This window comes from Rhizobium sp. NFR07 (genome assembly GCF_900111905.1).
Taxonomy (GTDB): Bacteria; Pseudomonadota; Alphaproteobacteria; order Rhizobiales; family Rhizobiaceae; genus Neorhizobium.
The window spans coordinates 141,873-156,658 of sequence record NZ_FOKM01000009.1; the positions used below are offsets into that span (position 1 = coordinate 141,873).

A 14,786-nucleotide genomic window follows, 5' to 3' on the forward strand; every position below is an offset into this window, starting at 1 on the left:
TCCGCTTTTGCGCCTTATCCCTGTACGGGATCAGGCGCCTTGCCGGAAGCGGCGATATTGTCGAGCATGATCTGGGCGCGGTTCGTCACATTGCGCGGTGCGCCCGCATCGTTGGCGATCTGCTGGAACCATTCCTTGGCCTGCTGCATGTTGCCGGCCTTGTAGGCGGCAAGGCCAAGCGCTTCGCGGGCGGAATTTGCCAGCACATTGCCCTGGCTCGCCATCGCCTGCGCTTCGGCCGATACCTGTTCGTAGGTGCCGGTATCGATCAGAATCCAGGCGGCGCGCAGCTTGGCGAGATCGCGGATCGGCTCGGGCACCGAATTGTCGCCGCCCACCTGCTTGTAGGCTTCGATAGCGCCCGCGACGTCACCCTTGGCCTGCTGCACCGAGGCGGCGCGAAGTTTTGCGAGCACCGGATAGGAACCCGTGCCGTCCTTCTCGATGGCACCGAGAGCGGAAAGCGCCTCGTCGTTCTTGCCTTCCGAGGCAAGCGTCAGCGCCGCGATGAACCGGTCGCCCGACTGCGACGAGCCGTGATTTTCCCAATATTCGAAACCGCGCCATGCGGCAGTGCCGACGACGATCAGCACGGCGGCGCCGATGGCGATCTTGCCATAGCGCTTCCAGGCATTCTGCAGCTGGTCGGAGCGAAGCTCTTCATTCACTTCACGGAAAAAACTGTCGTCGTTATGCGCCATCGAAGTCTCCGGCTCCCGCTGGAGCCAATTCTGGATAGAACCCGGCGATATGGCGGGCAATCCTGCGGCCAATCGTGCTGAACGCGCCTTCTAGCTTATTTTGTCGAGGATGTAAGGCCCCTCAAGCATTTCATGACAAGCTTGTTAACGCCTCTTCGGCAGCATGATCAATTCATGGCTTTATAAGCCCTCTCCCAAGCTTCGCCTCATTCGACGCCCAAGAGCGACCTGTTTTAGAGAATCAGGAACCCGTAATGCGTCTTGCCGCCTCGCTCTCGACCTCCGTCGCCGCCCTCCTCGCCACGCTTTGCCTACCGACTTCGATATTGGCGCAGGATGCTCCCGCAGCCGATACGGCCAGGCCGAAGCAGCTGGTGATGATCTCCTTCGACGGCGCGGGCTCCAACGCACTCTGGCAGCGAAGCCGCGATTTTGCGAGGCAGAACAACGCCCATTTCACCTATTTCCTCTCCTGCTCGCTGGTCATCCCGCGCGCCGACAGGGCGACCTATGAAGGCCCCGGCAAGAAGGCCGGCCGTTCCAATATCGGCTTTGCGCAGGACAGGCCGGAAGCGAAGGAAAGGCTCGGCCACATCTGGCAGGCCCATCAGGAAGGCCACGACATATCGAGCCACACCTGTGGTCATTTCGACGGCAAGGACTGGTCGGCCGCCGACTGGACGGCCGAGTTCACGAGCTTTCACGATGTCATGACCAATGCCTGGACGGCGATCGGCGCCGGTGATGCGGAGCCGAAGGGCTGGCGCGATTTCATCGACAACGATATCAGGGGTTTTCGCGCCCCCTATTTCTCCACCAGCGACGGCCTTGTCACGGCGGAAAAGAAGGCCGGCTTCACCTATGACGCAAGCCTCGTCACCAAGGGACCGATGCTGCCCGAGAGAAAGGGCGATCTCATCCGCTTCGGCCTGCCGCTCATCCCGGAGGGTCCGTCGCAGCGGCCGATCATCGCCATGGACTACAATCTCTTCATCCGCCACTCGGCCGGCGTAGACAATCCGTCCCGCTCGGCGGAATTCGAGGAGCGCGCCTATTCCGCCTTCCGCGCCGCCTTCGACAAGCAATATGACGGCGAGCGCATACCGCTGCAGATCGGCCTGCATTTCGTCGAGATGAATGCCGGCGCCTATTGGCGGGCGATGGAACGCCTCGCGTCCGATGTCTGCAACAGGTCCGACGTCGCCTGCGTCAGCTATACCGAGGCGATCAGGATGCTCGACGAGCGCCCGGGCAAGGTTCATTCGTCGACCGAGAGTAAAAACTCAGCTGGCTGACCGGCACCAACACTTTCGCCTATCCGTCAAAGCGCATCCGCAGACCGACCTTCCAGCCTCCTCCCAGCCAGGATATGACACTTCCATGACGACCCGCCTTCTCAAGCTCCTTCCCTGGCTCGCGCTCGCCGCCATCATCTTCGCCACGGTCTCGCCGATCCGGCTGAGGCCCCACGACTTCGCCTCGGTCGATATCGATCGCGCCGGCGCCTTCGCCGTCATGGCGCTGCTCTTCGTCGTGGCCTATCCGCGCCGCTGGGTGGCCTGCGCCATCCTGCTCATCCTCGGCGCCGGCGGCATCGAGCTTCTGCAGTTCCTGTCGCCGACCCGGCACGCGCATCTCGACGATGCCATGGTCAAGGCCGCCGGCGCTGCCTTCGGCTGCCTCCTCGGCCTCGCTCTGAACCGCACCGTCACCCGTTACCGCCAGCCTGCGGTAGCCTGAGAGCGGGGACGAAACTTCCGCCGATCGATATCCGGCGCAAGTCCGATCAAGGACTTGCGCTTTTCTTTTCCCCATTTCGTCCCCGCTACTCGCGGCCTCGCCGATAATCGGCGCGTCATCGGATGGGAAACCGGGTCTAGAACCGGCAGACCTCCTCGGGTTTCGAGCTCGGTTCCGGTGATGGTCGCCAAAGGTGCGATCGAAGGGCTCGGAAATCCTTCGAAAGCCACCGGAAAGCGGTCGGGGCAGGCAAAACCTGAACCATCCAATGCAATCGAATACCCGCCTGCCCTACTCCCAGGGGCAAGACGCACCGGCCTTTCTTCAACCTTAAGACCCGTGCAACAAGCCCGAACGCAAAACCGCGCCGGATTGACAACCCGGCGCGGCCATAACTGCTTGTCCTTTAAGAGACGAGTTCGATCAGGTCGGCTTGTTCGCCGCCATCTCGCCACCCTGCGCCTCGCGCTGCAGATAGCGTTGATCGATCTCTGGCAGCGGCTCGTCATCGATCGCCGCCTCGAAGGCCTTCAGGCGCTTGTGGATGGAGAGGAGTTCGATGATCGTCGTCCAGGAATTGACCAGATACTGGAAGGAGCTGGACACCTGGCCGAAGGCCGTCGCGATCTGCTGGTAGATACCGTAGGTGATCTTGCCGGCGACGATGGTCGGCACCAGCATGAACAGCAGGAAGAGGGCGTCGGCCTGGATGTAGAAATACCGCGCCACGTTGAAATAGAGGTAATGCCAGTACATGCGGAAATAGTTCGTCCGCACGTTCGAATAAAGTTCCGCAATGGTCAGCGGCTGGGCCCGGTCCGCATGGTCCTCGCCATAAACGAGCTCCTTGCGGTAGGCAGCCTCGACGCGCTGGTTGCGGAAGTTCAGACCGGGCAGCTTGATACCGGCAACGGCAAGAAGCAGCGTGCCGAAAGCCGACCAGAACAGTGCCAGCCAGAACAGCGCATGCGGGATTTCACCGATGATCGGCAGGTCGGAGACGTAGCCGGACAGGCCGAACAGGATCGGCAGGAACACCACCAGCGTCATGACCGAGTTGATCAGGTTGATGCCGAGGCCTTCCAGCGTCGCGGAAAAGCGCATCGTATCTTCCTGCACACGCTGCGAGGCACCTTCGATGTGACGCAGCTTCTCCCATTTCGACATGTAGAAGTTGTTCATCGCCGTGCGCCAACGGAAGATGTAGTGGCTGGTGAAGAAGTCGGTCAGGATCGACACTGCCATGCTGAGGAAGGCGATCTGGGCGAAGATGATCATCAGGCTGTAGAAGCTGTCGACCGTGATGCCGGGCTGTTTCGTCAGCGCGTTCTGCAGCGTATCGCCGAAGGGGCGCCGCCAGTTGTTGATGACGACGGACACCTGAACGCTGAAATAGGTGACTGCGATGATCAGCAACGAGCCCCAGACCGACCAGCCGATCCACGGATTGTCCTTGGCCAAGAACGACCACGCCGCACCGAAAAGCAGCAGGCAGATGGCGAAGTAGGCGTAGAAATAGAGGTTGGACGGCATCAGGAAGTAGGTCAGGTCGTAGGGTTCCGACGCACCTTCCGGCAGACCGAAACCGGCGCGATCACCGATGCCTGCAAAGATGAAATACCAGGCAAGGATTGCAACGAAGGACCAGATGACGGCGGAAATGAAGAACAGTTTCGGACGGGGAAAGAAAGAGTGGAACACGGAGCGGACGCTTTCCTGAGTTCGAGTCTGGGAGGTGGCATGTTAGCGCCGGAAACTATGGCAGTTCCGTGGATGCGGCAATGGCCGCACCGCTTTGTTACACATTTGTAACCGGTATTGCTCTCAGCCGCCGCTCGAGGCTTCCGTCACGCGGTACGACGCGCAACGCCGACGGCGAGCAGGATGCAGACGACGAGCACCGCCGTCGCGATCAGGGTCGGCAGGGTGAAGCTTCCGCTCACCTCCGCCGCCCAGCCGGCGACCAGTGGCCCGATGATCTGGCCAACGCCGAAGGCGGCCGTCATCGAGGCGAGCGCCCGGCGCGGGCTTTCCGGTGCAAGCGTGCCGCCAAGCTGCAGCCCGTAGGCCGTGATCACCATGAAGGTCGCGCCGAGCAGCAGCCCGCCGAAAAGCGCGCCGGCCGTGGGCGGCAGCAGCACGGATCCGACCACGCCGACAGCCAGCACGACGAGTGCTGCCACATGGGCCTTTGCCAGCCCGAAGCGGATCGCGACCGGGTGCCAGGCGACAAGCGATGCCGCCGCCGCGCAGCCGGTGACGAACCAGGCGAGGAATTCGACGATCGGCCCGGCATCGCCCTGCCGCGCCATCGTTACCAGGAAGGTCGCGGTGATCACGTAGCCAAAGCCGAACAGGCCGTAGGACGCCGTCAGCATGATGAGTGGCAGACGCCACTGCAGCTTCGGCTCCGCCCTGCGAACGGCATTCGCCTGCGGTCGCGGCAAAAGCATATGCACGGCAAGCACCGCGAGGAGCGCGATCGCAGCCCCCGCCAGCCAGTTGATCCGCCAGCCATGAGCCGCGTCTCCCGCCGACGTGTTGACGATCAGCGCCAGCGCCGAGGAAAGCGCGATCCCCATGCCGACGCCGCCGAAATGCAGGAAGTTGACCACATGCCCCTTCGCGCCGCCCTGGCGCGCGAAAGGCAGGACGATGGACGACGTCAGCACCATGGCGAGCGCGCTCGCAAGACCGGCGAGAAACCGTATGACGATGAAGGCCGCAACAGGCGTCGTCAGTCCCATCGCAGCAAGCAGCAATGCGCTTGCGGTGAGCGCGCTGATCGCGACCGATCTTTCGCGTCCCGCCGCCCAGCCGTAACCAGCCAGAACCGCGCCCGCCAGATAGCCCGCGAAATTGCCGGCGGCGATATAGCCGGCGTCAGTAGACGTGATCGGAATGCCCGCCATCATGCCCGGCAGGACCGGCGTGTAAAAGAAGCGGCCGAAACCCATGGCGGCGGCCATGGCAATGGCGCCGGCAAGGCCGACGAGGCGAAGATCGGTGCGAGGGGTCATGTCCATGATCCGCTTATGACAGCGCCTTGTGCGCCGCACAAATCAGCATTTTTCATAGCTTAGGGAATAATTTGAATAAACCGATCGTGAACGCACCGCGGGATCGAATTGATGCACTGCGGGAATCATTTGTCTTGTTGTTGACACGAATGACCGCCATCCTTCCGGTCATAGTCATTACCCATGATATTCATCGATCCAGAGAAGGCGGGAGGCGCAGGAATGGACCGTGACCTGACCGTATCGGAAGTTTTGTTGGACCCATTGATCGCCCAGATGCGCAAGGCGGATGCGATCGGTTATGCTTCGTTCGCACAGTTCATGCAGAGCGCCGCGCGGGTGCATGCCCGGCAGGTGGTCGAGCATCTTCGCGAAGAGCGCGCCGACGCCTTCTACCACGCCGTCGAGGCGGCCGATCGCGCTCAAAATCGTTTGATTTGAACCGCCGCGCGATCTGAAACCGAGCGGGCCGCTATTTGCGGCTCTTTTCCATTCAGTTCGCAAGCGTCAGGATCAGCGGCCCGTTGCGGGTCGCGACGATCGTGTGCTCGTATTGCACGGTCGGTGCGCGCGGATCGCTGTAGAGCGTCCACGGATCGCCATTGTCACCGTCTTCCGCCCATTCGGCGCCGAGCGACAGGAAGGGCTCGATGGTGAAAACCAGTCCCTCCTCCATCGTCCGGCTTTCCTGCGGATCCGGCCAGGTCGGAATTTCCTTCGGCTCGTCATGCAGCGTCAGGCCGATGCCGTGGCTGGAAAGATTGGTGATCAGCGAATAGCGGTTCTTCTTGGCAAAAGCGCCAATGGCATTGCCGATGCCGGCGATCGGCCGCCCGGCCTTCACCTGCTGCAGCCCGGTCCACAAGGCCCGCCGCCCATCGCGGCACAGCTTCTCGATCTCTTTCTTTACCGGCGGCACGGCATAGGACGAGCCGCAATCGCCGAAGAAACCGTCCTTCACCGCCGACACGTCGATATTGACGAGATCGCCTGCTGCAATCACCCGACCGCCCGGAATGCCGTGCGCCACTTCCTCGTTGACACTGATGCAGGTCGCGGCGGGAAACTGGTAGCAGGTCTCCGGGGCCGACTGCGCGCCATTATCCTCGAGGATCTTGCGGCCGATATCGTCCAGTTCCTTGGTGGTGATCCCCGGCTCCAGCGATTTCGCCATCGTCTCCATCGCCTGGGCGCAGAGCCTGCCGATCGCCTTCAGCTTGTCGAGTTCGTCTTCACTGGAGATAACCATTCCATGTCGCTTTCTTCTTCATAAGCATGTCGTTGCCGCAAAACCGCTGCACGCTCTCGCGCGACATGCCCTAGTCCCGTTCATTCCGCCTGCGATGTGGCGCGCTCGGCCGATCCGGTCAATTCCTTTCTGACGATCGGCGCCACCTTCGTGCCGTAAAGCTCGATGCCGCGCATGATCTGATCGTGCGGCATAGGCCCGATTGCCATCTGCAGCAGGAACCGGTCCATCTTGAACACGCCATGGGCGGCAATGATCTTCTCAGCCACCAGTTCCGGCTCGCCGACGAAGAGATTGCCGAGCGGCCCGCGCGCCTGGTCGAAATGCGCCCGGCTCGTCGGCCCCCAGCCCCGCTCGCGGCCGATGCGGTTCATCACCTCCGCCTGCGGCCCGTAGAACTGGTCGGCGGCCGCCTCCGTGCTGTCGGCGATGAAGCCGTGCACGTTGATGCTGGTCTTCAGTTTGCCCGGATCCACTCCGGCACGCTCGCCGGACTGGCGATAGAGATCGGCAAACGGCTTGAACCGCGGATATTCGCCGCCGATGATCGCGATCGCGAGCGGCAGGCCAAGCGCACCGGCCCGCGCCACCGATTGCGGCGTGCCGCCGACGGCGATCCAGACCGGCAGCTGCTCCTGCAGCGGACGCGGATAGACGCCGCGCCCGTTGATCGCCGGCCGCATCTGGCCCTGCCATGTCACGACCTCCTGATCGCGGATCGCCAGCAGCAGTTCGAGCTTTTCGGTGAAAAGATCGTCATAATCGCCGAGGTCGTAGCCGAACAGCGGGAAGGATTCGATGAACGAACCGCGCCCCGCCATGATCTCGGCGCGACCGCCGGAAATCAGGTCCAGCGTCGCGAATTCCTGGAACACTCTGACCGGATCGTCCGAACTCAGCACCGAGACCGCGCTCGTCAGCCGGATCCGCTTCGTTCGTGCAGCCGCCGCAGCCAGCACCGTCGCCGGCGAGGAAATGACGTAATCCGGCCGGTGATGTTCGCCGAGACCGAAGACGTCGAGCCCCACCTGATCGGCAAGCTCGATCTCTTCCAGCAGGTTCTTCAGCCGCCTTGCGCCCTCCGCTCCCTTGTCGGGAGCGTTCGCGTCCATATCGCCGAATGTGTGAAGCCCGAGTTCCATCTCAAAATCCCGTTTTAGCTGCCCTTCAGATAGAGATCGGCTGCGACACGCGCAAACCGGAAACGCTCGAACGGTTTGTTCGATCAGATCGATATGTAGCCTTGTGGCGAAAAGCAATTCTTAGCACTCTCAACCTAGGGTCCGCCTGCTTCGGGGGAATGCTATGAGTGAACTGGCGCAGGACGGCGACAGGCAATCAAGCCTGCTCGCCATGCAGATGGAGGCGCTCTACAAGGGCGCCCCGCAATCCGTCATGAGCATTTTCGGCGCGGCAATCGTCGTGCTGACCTACTGGTCGACGAAGCTTCAATTCTCGCTCATCCTCTGGTTCGCCATCACCTGTGTGATCGCCTTCGTTCATATCGGCACCACCGCGATGCGCCCCGAAAACGGTCTCATACGCTGGCAGCGGCTTTCCTGGTCGCCCTATCGGTGGTCACCGGTCGCCTGGTCGCGCTTCGTCCGCCTTGTGCATTTCTGCTCCGGCACCTGCTGGGGTGTGGGTGGCGGCTGGCTGCTCCTGAACGGCGATCACCACCAGACGCTGGTGGTCTGCTGCATCGCCATGGGCGGCGTCACCGTCACCATCCCGGCGGTCATCTACCGGCCAGCCTTCAACCTCTTCCAGGTGCCGGTCTTCATCTTCTTCGCCGTCGCGCTCGCCGTGAGCGATGTCGAATACGGCAAGATCCTCGCCTTCGCCTCGGCCACTCTCAGCGTTGCACTGGCCATCATGTCCCACAGCATGGGCGAGCAGATGACGCTGGCCTTCAAGCTTTTGCAGGAAAACCGGCATCTGACCGATGCGCTTGCCGCACGCGGGTCCGTCCTCGAGGAGGAGAACCGGGAACTGACGGCGCAGACCATGACCGATCCCCTGACCGGTCTCGCCAACCGTCGCCGGCTGATGGAATTCCTGCGCCGCACCTCCGGCCGCTGCGCCGTGCTGATCGTCGATGTCGACCACTTCAAGTCCTATAACGACAACCACGGCCACGGTGACGGCGACATCTGCCTCGTCCTTGTCGCGGACGCACTGCGCCGCAGCGTCCAGCCGTCGGTCGATCTCGTCGCCCGACTCGGCGGCGAGGAATTCGTCGTCGTGCTGACCGATCTCAGCCACCAGCGAGCGCTCGACGTCGCCGAACTGATCCGCGCCAACATCCAGGCGCTCGCCGCCTCCCACCCGCTAAAGATCCGCCGGCTGGTCACCGCCAGCATCGGCCTCGCCTACCGCGATGACGACCGGCAGAAGAGCAACACGGACCTGATGACCGAGGCAGACGGCGCGCTCTACACGGCCAAGAACACCGGCCGTAACCGCGTGGCGACACTGTCTGGCAACCAATCGGTCGCCGCCGGACGGGCATAAGGCCGCGGCTTGGACGGGATAACCTGCTATTCCGCAAGGATAATGCTGGCCAGCAACCGGCCACGCGCTACATTGTCGCGCGGGATCACTCATCGAGAGGGGAAAGCATGAGTTTCTTCGAAAGCCTTCTCGTCCTCATGCTGGTCGCCATCGTCCTTCTGCAGCTTTCCCGGCGGCTGCGTGCCCCCTACCCGTCCATGCTGGCGCTTGCGGGCGCCGCGACGGCACTCATTCCGGGCACACCTGTCATCAACATCGACCCCGCCACCGCGCTCGCGCTGTTCATCGCGCCGGCACTGCTCGATGCCGCCTTCGATTTCCCGGTCGGCATCGCCAAACGGTTCTGGCTGCCTCTGCTCGTCTTCGCGATCGGCGGCGTGGCCGTCACCGCGGCCACCGTCGCCTGGGTCGGCTGGGCCTTTGCCGGCCTGCCGGTGGCAGCCGCCGTCGTGCTCGGCGCGATCGTCGCCCCGCCGGATGCGGCGGCGGCGACCGCCATGCTGTCGACCATGTCGATCCCGCGCGAGACCGATACGATCCTGCGCGGCGAAAGCCTGTTCAACGATGCAGCGGCCCTGCTCATCTTCGATGCCGCGCTCGCCGTGCAGTCGGCCGGCCATCTCAATGCCGAGGTCGGGCTGCATCTGGCACTTGCCGTGCCGGGCGGCATCATCTTCGGCATCCTTGCCGCGCGGATGATCCGGCGCCTGACCCGTTCGGTCAGCGGCACGCTCGGCGGCAATGTCATGCAGTTCGCCCAGACCTTCCTGCTCTGGATCATCGCCACCCGCCTCCACTTGTCGGCGGTGCTCGCCGTCGTCTGTTGCGGCATGACGCTTGCGCAGATGTCGGAATCCCGTTCCTCGGCCCGCATGCGCGTGCAGTCCTATGCCGTCTGGAGCGCCGCCGTCTTCGTCCTCAATGTCATGGCCTTCCTGCTGATGGGCATGCAGGCCCGCGCTATCCTCACCGACATGCAGCCGGGCCATCTCGGCGAGGCTATCACCTTCGCGCTTCTGGTCGTGGTCACCGTCATCGTCGTTCGGCTCGCGGTCTGCATCGGCTTCAACCGCATCCATGCCTATTACGCCCACCGCGCCGGACGCCCGGAGCCCGCCACGATCAAGCAGGCGACCCTTGCCGGCTGGTGCGGCATGCGCGGCCTCGTCACGCTCGCCACCGCCTTCGCCCTGCCCGCCGATTTCCCCCAGCGCGACATGGTGGTGCTCGCCGCCTTCGCCGTCGTGCTCGCGACACTCGTTGCCCAGGGCCTGACGCTGGTGCCGCTGATCCGCTGGCTCGGCCTCGACCGCCGCGACGAGGGCCTGCGCGAACTGACAAAGATCCGCGCCCATATCGCAAGGGCCGGCTTCATGAAGCTTGAGCATGAAGACGGTCCGGAAGCGGAGCTGCTGCGCAGCAATTTCAAGCTGGAAAAGCACGGCAATCTGCATGCCGAAGGCGCCGCCGCCCTTTCCAACTACCGCCGTCTGGCGCTGGAAGCGATCAATGCCCAGCGCGAGGCACTGGAGGAATTGCGCGAGGACAACCGCCTCACCGTCGACGAATACAATCTCTTCCTCGAAGAGATCGACTGGCGCGAACTCTCCGTCCTGCCGGAAGAGGATCGGCGCATCGAAGAGACCTGAGAGGGCACGAAATGGTCCGGCAGCGATGAATCACTTCATCAGCGCACCGGGCCAACCCCTTGCGGGGACTCAAGATTTCACATCGTTTTGGCGACCTCGGCCATCTGGCCGGCGACGGTGCCCCAGCCTTCCTCGAAGCCCATCTCCTGATGCGCCTTCATGTCTTCCTCGTTCCAGTGGACCGCCGTCGCGGTATAGCGCGAACGCCCGCCGCCGAGGTCTTCGAACTCCAGAATACCGGTCATGAACGGCTTCGCAGACGGCACCCAGCCAGCCGTGTAAGCGTCGGTGAAGACCAGCTTGCGGCCCGGCACAACTTCCAGATAGACGCCGGGATTGGGGACCTTTTCGCCGTTCGGTCCTTCCATCAGGACAAAGCTCTCGCCGCCCGGGCGAAGGTCGGAACGCGCCTCCGTCACCTCCCAGGGCAGCGGGCAGAACCACTCGCCGAACCGCTCCGGCGTCGTCCAGACCTTGTAGAGCTTCTCGGCCGGCACATCGAATTCGCGGGTGAGCTGCAGCTTGTAGAGGGTGTCGGTCATGTCGTGTCTCCCTGTGTTTCATCAGCATCGCATCGGATGTTGAACCTAGGACGAAGGACGAGTCGAAAAACCGACAAGACGAGAGATTTTTTCTGATAGCTTAGGCTGCTGATAGAGCTCGCATAGCCAGCGGTTCAGCGAGCCAAAGGCCTGCTTTGGCCTCCATCGGCAGTCCGACTCTCCCTCATTCCTGTGTTCGTCACAGGAATCCAATAGCCCAAGTCCTTGGGCGGAAAGAGTCTTCTCACGGCGCAGACGCGCCGTGGCTGGATTCCTGTGACGAGCACAGGAATGAGGAGCGTTATAGCCTCATGATCGATTACAGCTTTGTCAGCAGTCTAGGCGGTCGACCTTTCACCGTAGCCGCTCGAATTACCGCAGATAGTGAATATGCGGCCGCGCGTGATGCGGCGAGGTCTCGACCCGGGCATCGACCGAAAACACGTCGCGCAGCAGCTCCTGCGTCACGATCTCTTCGGGCGCGCCGGACGCGACGATCTGCCCGCGCTGCATGACGATCAGTCGGTCGCAGAACATCGCCGCGTGATTGAGGTCGTGCAGCGCGATGATGCTGGTCATCGGCAGGCCGGAGACGAGCCGCATCAGGCTGATCTGGTGCTGGATGTCGAGATGGTTGGTCGGCTCGTCGAGGATCAGTTCCTTCGGCGATTGCGCCAGCGCGCGGGCGATATGTGCCCGCTGCTTCTCGCCACCCGACAGGCTCTGCCAGCGCTCGTCGCGCTTCTCCGTCATGCCGGCGCGGTCGAGCGCTTCCGCCACCGCATCGTCATCCGCCTGCGACCAGCCGGAAAACATCGTGCGATGCGGAAACCGCCCGAGCTTGACGACGTCGATCACCCGCAGGTTGGAATTGGTCGTCGCATGCTGCTCGACGAAAGCGACGCGCTGCGCCATCGTGCGGCGGCCGATGCTCTTGATGTCCTTGCCGTCCAGCGTGACGCGACCGGAATGCGGCTTCTTCAACCCGGCGAGAAGGCGCAGCAGCGAGGTCTTGCCGGAGCCGTTCGGCCCGAGCAGCCCAAGCATCTGCCCCGGCTGTGCCTCGAAGGAGACGCCGTCCAGAATGGTCTTGCGACCGATCTTCCAGATGAGATTGTCGGCCTTGATGCTCATGACGCCCTCTGGAAACGATAGAGGATGACGGAGAAGAACGGCACCCCAACAAGTGCCGTCACGACGCCGATCGGCAGGACCTGCTGCGGGATCAGCGCCCGCGAGGCGATGTCGGCCAGAACCATGAAGATAGCGCCGACGATGGCGCAGGCCGGCAGCAGCCGGATATGCAGCGGCCCGACGACGAAGCGCGCCGCGTGCGGCACGACGAGGCCGACGAAACCGATCGTGCCGACCATCGAGACGATCGTCGCCGTCATCACGGCGGTGAGCGCAAAGAGTGCGATCCGCGCCCGGCCGACATTGACGCCGAGAGAGGCCGCCGCCTCGTCGCCGAAGGCAAAGGCATCGAGCACCCGCGCATAAAAGAGACAGGCGACGAGGCTGGCGCCGACGACGACCGAGACCAGCATGAATTCCGGCCAGCGCACGCCGCCGAAACTGCCGAGCAGCCAGAACATCACGTCACGCGCCTGCTGCGCATTGCCCGACGTGGTGACGATGTAGGAGGTCGCAGCATTGAAGAGCTGCGAGGCCGCGACGCCGGCAAGAATGGTGCGGTCCGCCCCTCCCCGCGTGCCGTTGGAGAGCAGCGCCACGAAGAAGAAGGCCGCGAATGCGCCGGCAAAGGCACCGGCCGAAAGCGACACGGTGCCCGCACCGATCCCCAGAATGACGATCGCCACCGCCCCGGTCGAGGCGCCGGCGGATATCCCGAGCACATAGGGTTCGGCCAGCGGGTTGCGCAACAGCGACTGCATGATGGCACCCGACAGAGCCAGGCCTGCGCCGCAGAAGGCGGCGACCAGCGCACGGCTGAGGCGGTAATCCCAGATCACCGTCTCATGGATGCGGTTGAGCTCGATCGCCGTCCAGCCGAGGCGGTTGGTGATCGCCGCATAGGTGGTCGCAAGCGGGATCGGCAGGTCGCCGATCCCCACGCTCGCGCCCACGACCAGCGCGATGGCGGCAAGCGAAGCCAGAAGCAGCGCCGCGAATGCGGCAAGCTGCTGGCCCCGTGACCAGACTGGGCGGGTCGTTTCGCTCACTTCAAGAGACCGAGTGCCTTGAGCTGCTCGGCCACCTGCTCGGCACCATAGATGGTGCGAACGGTCGGGTTCATCGCCTGTCCGTCCATCACGACCATCGCCTTGTTCTTGACGGCCGTGATCTGGCTGACGGCCGGATCAGTGGTCAGGAACTTGATCTTGGCGTCCGGCTTGTCGAGTTCCCAGCGGTTGCGGTCGAGATTGGCGACGACGATGACGTCGGGGTTGGCGGCAATGATGCCCTCCCAGCCGAGCGTCGGCCATTCGGCTTCGGCATCGATCGCGTTCTTGCCGCCGAGCACGTCGGCGATGAAGCCGGATGCACCGTTCTTGCCGCCGAGATAGGCGTCGGCGGTCGGCGACGGGCTGGAGAACCAGAAGACATAGGAAAGCTTCTTGCCGTCAGCGGAAACGCTGGCGCGCAGGGCCGCCTCGCGCTTCTTGAAATCGGCAATCAGCGCGTCACCGCGATCGGCGACGTCGAAGATCTGCGACAGCTCGGCGATCTCCTTGTAGAGCAGGTCCATGTTCCACAGCTGGTCGCGGCTGCCATATTCGTTCTTCACCTTCTCGGTGGAGAGGCAAGTGCTGGGCGAGATGTAGGACGGCACGCCGACCTTGTCGAAATCCTCGCGCTTGGCGACCTTGCTGGTCGGGCCGATCAGGCTCGGCAGCGCTGCCGCGACAAAATCCGGGTTCTGCGCCAGGATGCTTTCGAAGGTCGGGAATTCGACCGTGAGCAGCTTCACCTTGGCATTGGCGGCCTCGAGCTGCGGCAGGACCTTGCTCGGCCAGAAGGCGGTGCCGACCATCTTGTCTTCAAGGCCGAGCAGAAGCATGATTTCCGCGCTGTTCTGGCCGAGGCCCACTGCCCGTTCCGGCGCTTGCTGGAACGTCACCGACGCACCGCAGTTTTCGATCGTCAGCGGATATTGGGTGGCGGCCTGAGCGGAGCTTGTGGCAGCGAGCCCCAGTGCAGCACACAGGCCCGAAGCAGCGAGAAGAGACTTCAAAACGGTCACGAGAGTGTTTCCTGATTGTTGGCGCGAGACTGCGCCCGCGCCCTATAGCCACGCCCCGGAAGCAAAACAAGATTGTTTGCCTCATATTTCGTCGCATGCCACGAATGCGTCACGACGTCATACCGGCAAAATGCCGCAACGGCCTCTTGCGGCTAAAACATCTTTC

14 protein-coding genes are annotated in these 14,786 nt (G+C 63.2%); 5 read left to right on the forward strand and 9 right to left on the reverse strand.

What is annotated here, in order from left to right:
• Positions 1–14: 14 nt before the first annotated feature.
• On the reverse strand, positions 15–701 hold the full coding sequence (locus tag BM216_RS19550; RefSeq protein ID WP_093000881.1) for a tetratricopeptide repeat protein: 687 nt from the start codon (positions 699–701) through the stop codon (positions 15–17).
• A gap of 254 nt (positions 702–955) precedes the next feature.
• Between BM216_RS19550 and BM216_RS19555 the strand changes: the two genes are divergently transcribed.
• Together BM216_RS19555 and BM216_RS19560 are read left to right on the forward strand one after the other, a co-directional pair.
• Complete coding sequence (locus BM216_RS19555) at positions 956–1,996, forward strand: polysaccharide deacetylase family protein (RefSeq protein WP_143102802.1); 1,041 nt, start codon at positions 956–958, stop codon at positions 1,994–1,996.
• 85 nt (positions 1,997–2,081) lie between these two features.
• Positions 2,082–2,441, forward strand: coding sequence for a VanZ family protein (locus BM216_RS19560; protein ID WP_093000882.1), 360 nt, complete (start codon positions 2,082–2,084; stop codon positions 2,439–2,441).
• A gap of 423 nt (positions 2,442–2,864) precedes the next feature.
• Here the strand turns inward: BM216_RS19560 and sbmA are convergent, their stop codons facing one another.
• Together sbmA and BM216_RS19570 are read right to left on the reverse strand one after the other, a co-directional pair.
• On the reverse strand, positions 2,865–4,142 hold the full coding sequence (gene sbmA / locus BM216_RS19565; RefSeq protein WP_093000883.1) for a peptide antibiotic transporter SbmA: 1,278 nt from the start codon (positions 4,140–4,142) through the stop codon (positions 2,865–2,867).
• Positions 4,143–4,288: 146 nt separating this feature from the next.
• Positions 4,289–5,461, reverse strand: a complete 1,173-nt coding sequence (locus BM216_RS19570) for a YbfB/YjiJ family MFS transporter (RefSeq protein WP_244530236.1) — start codon at positions 5,459–5,461, stop codon at positions 4,289–4,291.
• A gap of 222 nt (positions 5,462–5,683) precedes the next feature.
• Here BM216_RS19570 and BM216_RS19575 point away from each other — a divergent pair, with 222 nt between their 5' ends.
• Positions 5,684–5,902, forward strand: coding sequence for a hypothetical protein (locus tag BM216_RS19575; protein ID WP_093000885.1), 219 nt, complete (start codon positions 5,684–5,686; stop codon positions 5,900–5,902).
• Between the two features lie 52 nt (positions 5,903–5,954).
• Here the strand turns inward: BM216_RS19575 and map are convergent, their stop codons facing one another.
• Together map and BM216_RS19585 are read right to left on the reverse strand one after the other, a co-directional pair.
• Complete coding sequence (gene map, locus BM216_RS19580) at positions 5,955–6,710, reverse strand: type I methionyl aminopeptidase (protein ID WP_093000886.1); 756 nt, start codon at positions 6,708–6,710, stop codon at positions 5,955–5,957.
• Positions 6,711–6,790: 80 nt separating this feature from the next.
• A complete protein-coding gene (locus BM216_RS19585; RefSeq protein WP_093000887.1) occupies positions 6,791–7,852 on the reverse strand; it encodes an LLM class flavin-dependent oxidoreductase in 1,062 nt (353 codons plus the stop codon).
• A 163-nt stretch (positions 7,853–8,015) separates the two neighbouring features.
• Between BM216_RS19585 and BM216_RS19590 the strand changes: the two genes are divergently transcribed.
• Positions 8,016–9,224, forward strand: a complete 1,209-nt coding sequence (locus BM216_RS19590; RefSeq protein ID WP_093000888.1) for a GGDEF domain-containing protein — start codon at positions 8,016–8,018, stop codon at positions 9,222–9,224.
• Between the two features lie 107 nt (positions 9,225–9,331).
• Complete coding sequence (locus BM216_RS19595; protein WP_093000889.1) at positions 9,332–10,873, forward strand: cation:proton antiporter; 1,542 nt, start codon at positions 9,332–9,334, stop codon at positions 10,871–10,873.
• 77 nt (positions 10,874–10,950) lie between these two features.
• On the opposite strand, the gene BM216_RS19600 is transcribed toward BM216_RS19595, so the two are convergent.
• From BM216_RS19600 to BM216_RS19615, 4 genes are all read right to left on the reverse strand, one after another.
• The gene (locus tag BM216_RS19600) at positions 10,951–11,415 is read right to left on the reverse strand and encodes an SRPBCC family protein (RefSeq protein WP_093000890.1); all 465 of its coding nucleotides are present in this window, start codon (positions 11,413–11,415) and stop codon (positions 10,951–10,953) included.
• A 372-nt stretch (positions 11,416–11,787) separates the two neighbouring features.
• Positions 11,788–12,549 (reverse strand): ABC transporter ATP-binding protein, encoded by a 762-nt coding sequence (locus BM216_RS19605; RefSeq protein ID WP_093000891.1) that lies wholly within the window; start codon positions 12,547–12,549, stop codon positions 11,788–11,790.
• Positions 12,546–13,598, reverse strand: a complete 1,053-nt coding sequence (locus BM216_RS19610) for a FecCD family ABC transporter permease (RefSeq protein WP_093000892.1) — start codon at positions 13,596–13,598, stop codon at positions 12,546–12,548. Before BM216_RS19610 ends, BM216_RS19605 begins: the two co-directional genes overlap by 4 nt.
• Entirely contained in the window at positions 13,595–14,620 is a 1,026-nt protein-coding gene (locus tag BM216_RS19615; RefSeq protein WP_093000893.1) for an ABC transporter substrate-binding protein, read from the reverse strand. Before BM216_RS19615 ends, BM216_RS19610 begins: the two co-directional genes overlap by 4 nt.
• Between the last annotated feature and the right edge of the window lie 166 nt (positions 14,621–14,786).

What these genes read in the sequence shown, in the direction of transcription:
- map (WP_093000886.1), bottom strand. Translation starts at nt 6,710, where the DNA reads ATGGTTATCTCCAGTGAAGACGAACTCGACAAGCTGAAGGCGATCGGC.
- BM216_RS19550 (WP_093000881.1), bottom strand. Translation starts at nt 701, where the DNA reads ATGGCGCATAACGACGACAGTTTTTTCCGTGAAGTGAATGAAGAGCTT.
- BM216_RS19570 (WP_244530236.1), bottom strand. Translation starts at nt 5,461, where the DNA reads ATGACCCCTCGCACCGATCTTCGCCTCGTCGGCCTTGCCGGCGCCATT.
- BM216_RS19585 (WP_093000887.1), bottom strand. Translation starts at nt 7,852, where the DNA reads ATGGAACTCGGGCTTCACACATTCGGCGATATGGACGCGAACGCTCCC.
- BM216_RS19590 (WP_093000888.1), top strand. Translation starts at nt 8,016, where the DNA reads ATGAGTGAACTGGCGCAGGACGGCGACAGGCAATCAAGCCTGCTCGCC.
- BM216_RS19575 (WP_093000885.1), top strand. Translation starts at nt 5,684, where the DNA reads ATGGACCGTGACCTGACCGTATCGGAAGTTTTGTTGGACCCATTGATC.
- BM216_RS19595 (WP_093000889.1), top strand. Translation starts at nt 9,332, where the DNA reads ATGAGTTTCTTCGAAAGCCTTCTCGTCCTCATGCTGGTCGCCATCGTC.
- BM216_RS19605 (WP_093000891.1), bottom strand. Translation starts at nt 12,549, where the DNA reads ATGAGCATCAAGGCCGACAATCTCATCTGGAAGATCGGTCGCAAGACC.
- BM216_RS19560 (WP_093000882.1), top strand. Translation starts at nt 2,082, where the DNA reads ATGACGACCCGCCTTCTCAAGCTCCTTCCCTGGCTCGCGCTCGCCGCC.
- BM216_RS19600 (WP_093000890.1), bottom strand. Translation starts at nt 11,415, where the DNA reads ATGACCGACACCCTCTACAAGCTGCAGCTCACCCGCGAATTCGATGTG.
- BM216_RS19555 (WP_143102802.1), top strand. Translation starts at nt 956, where the DNA reads ATGCGTCTTGCCGCCTCGCTCTCGACCTCCGTCGCCGCCCTCCTCGCC.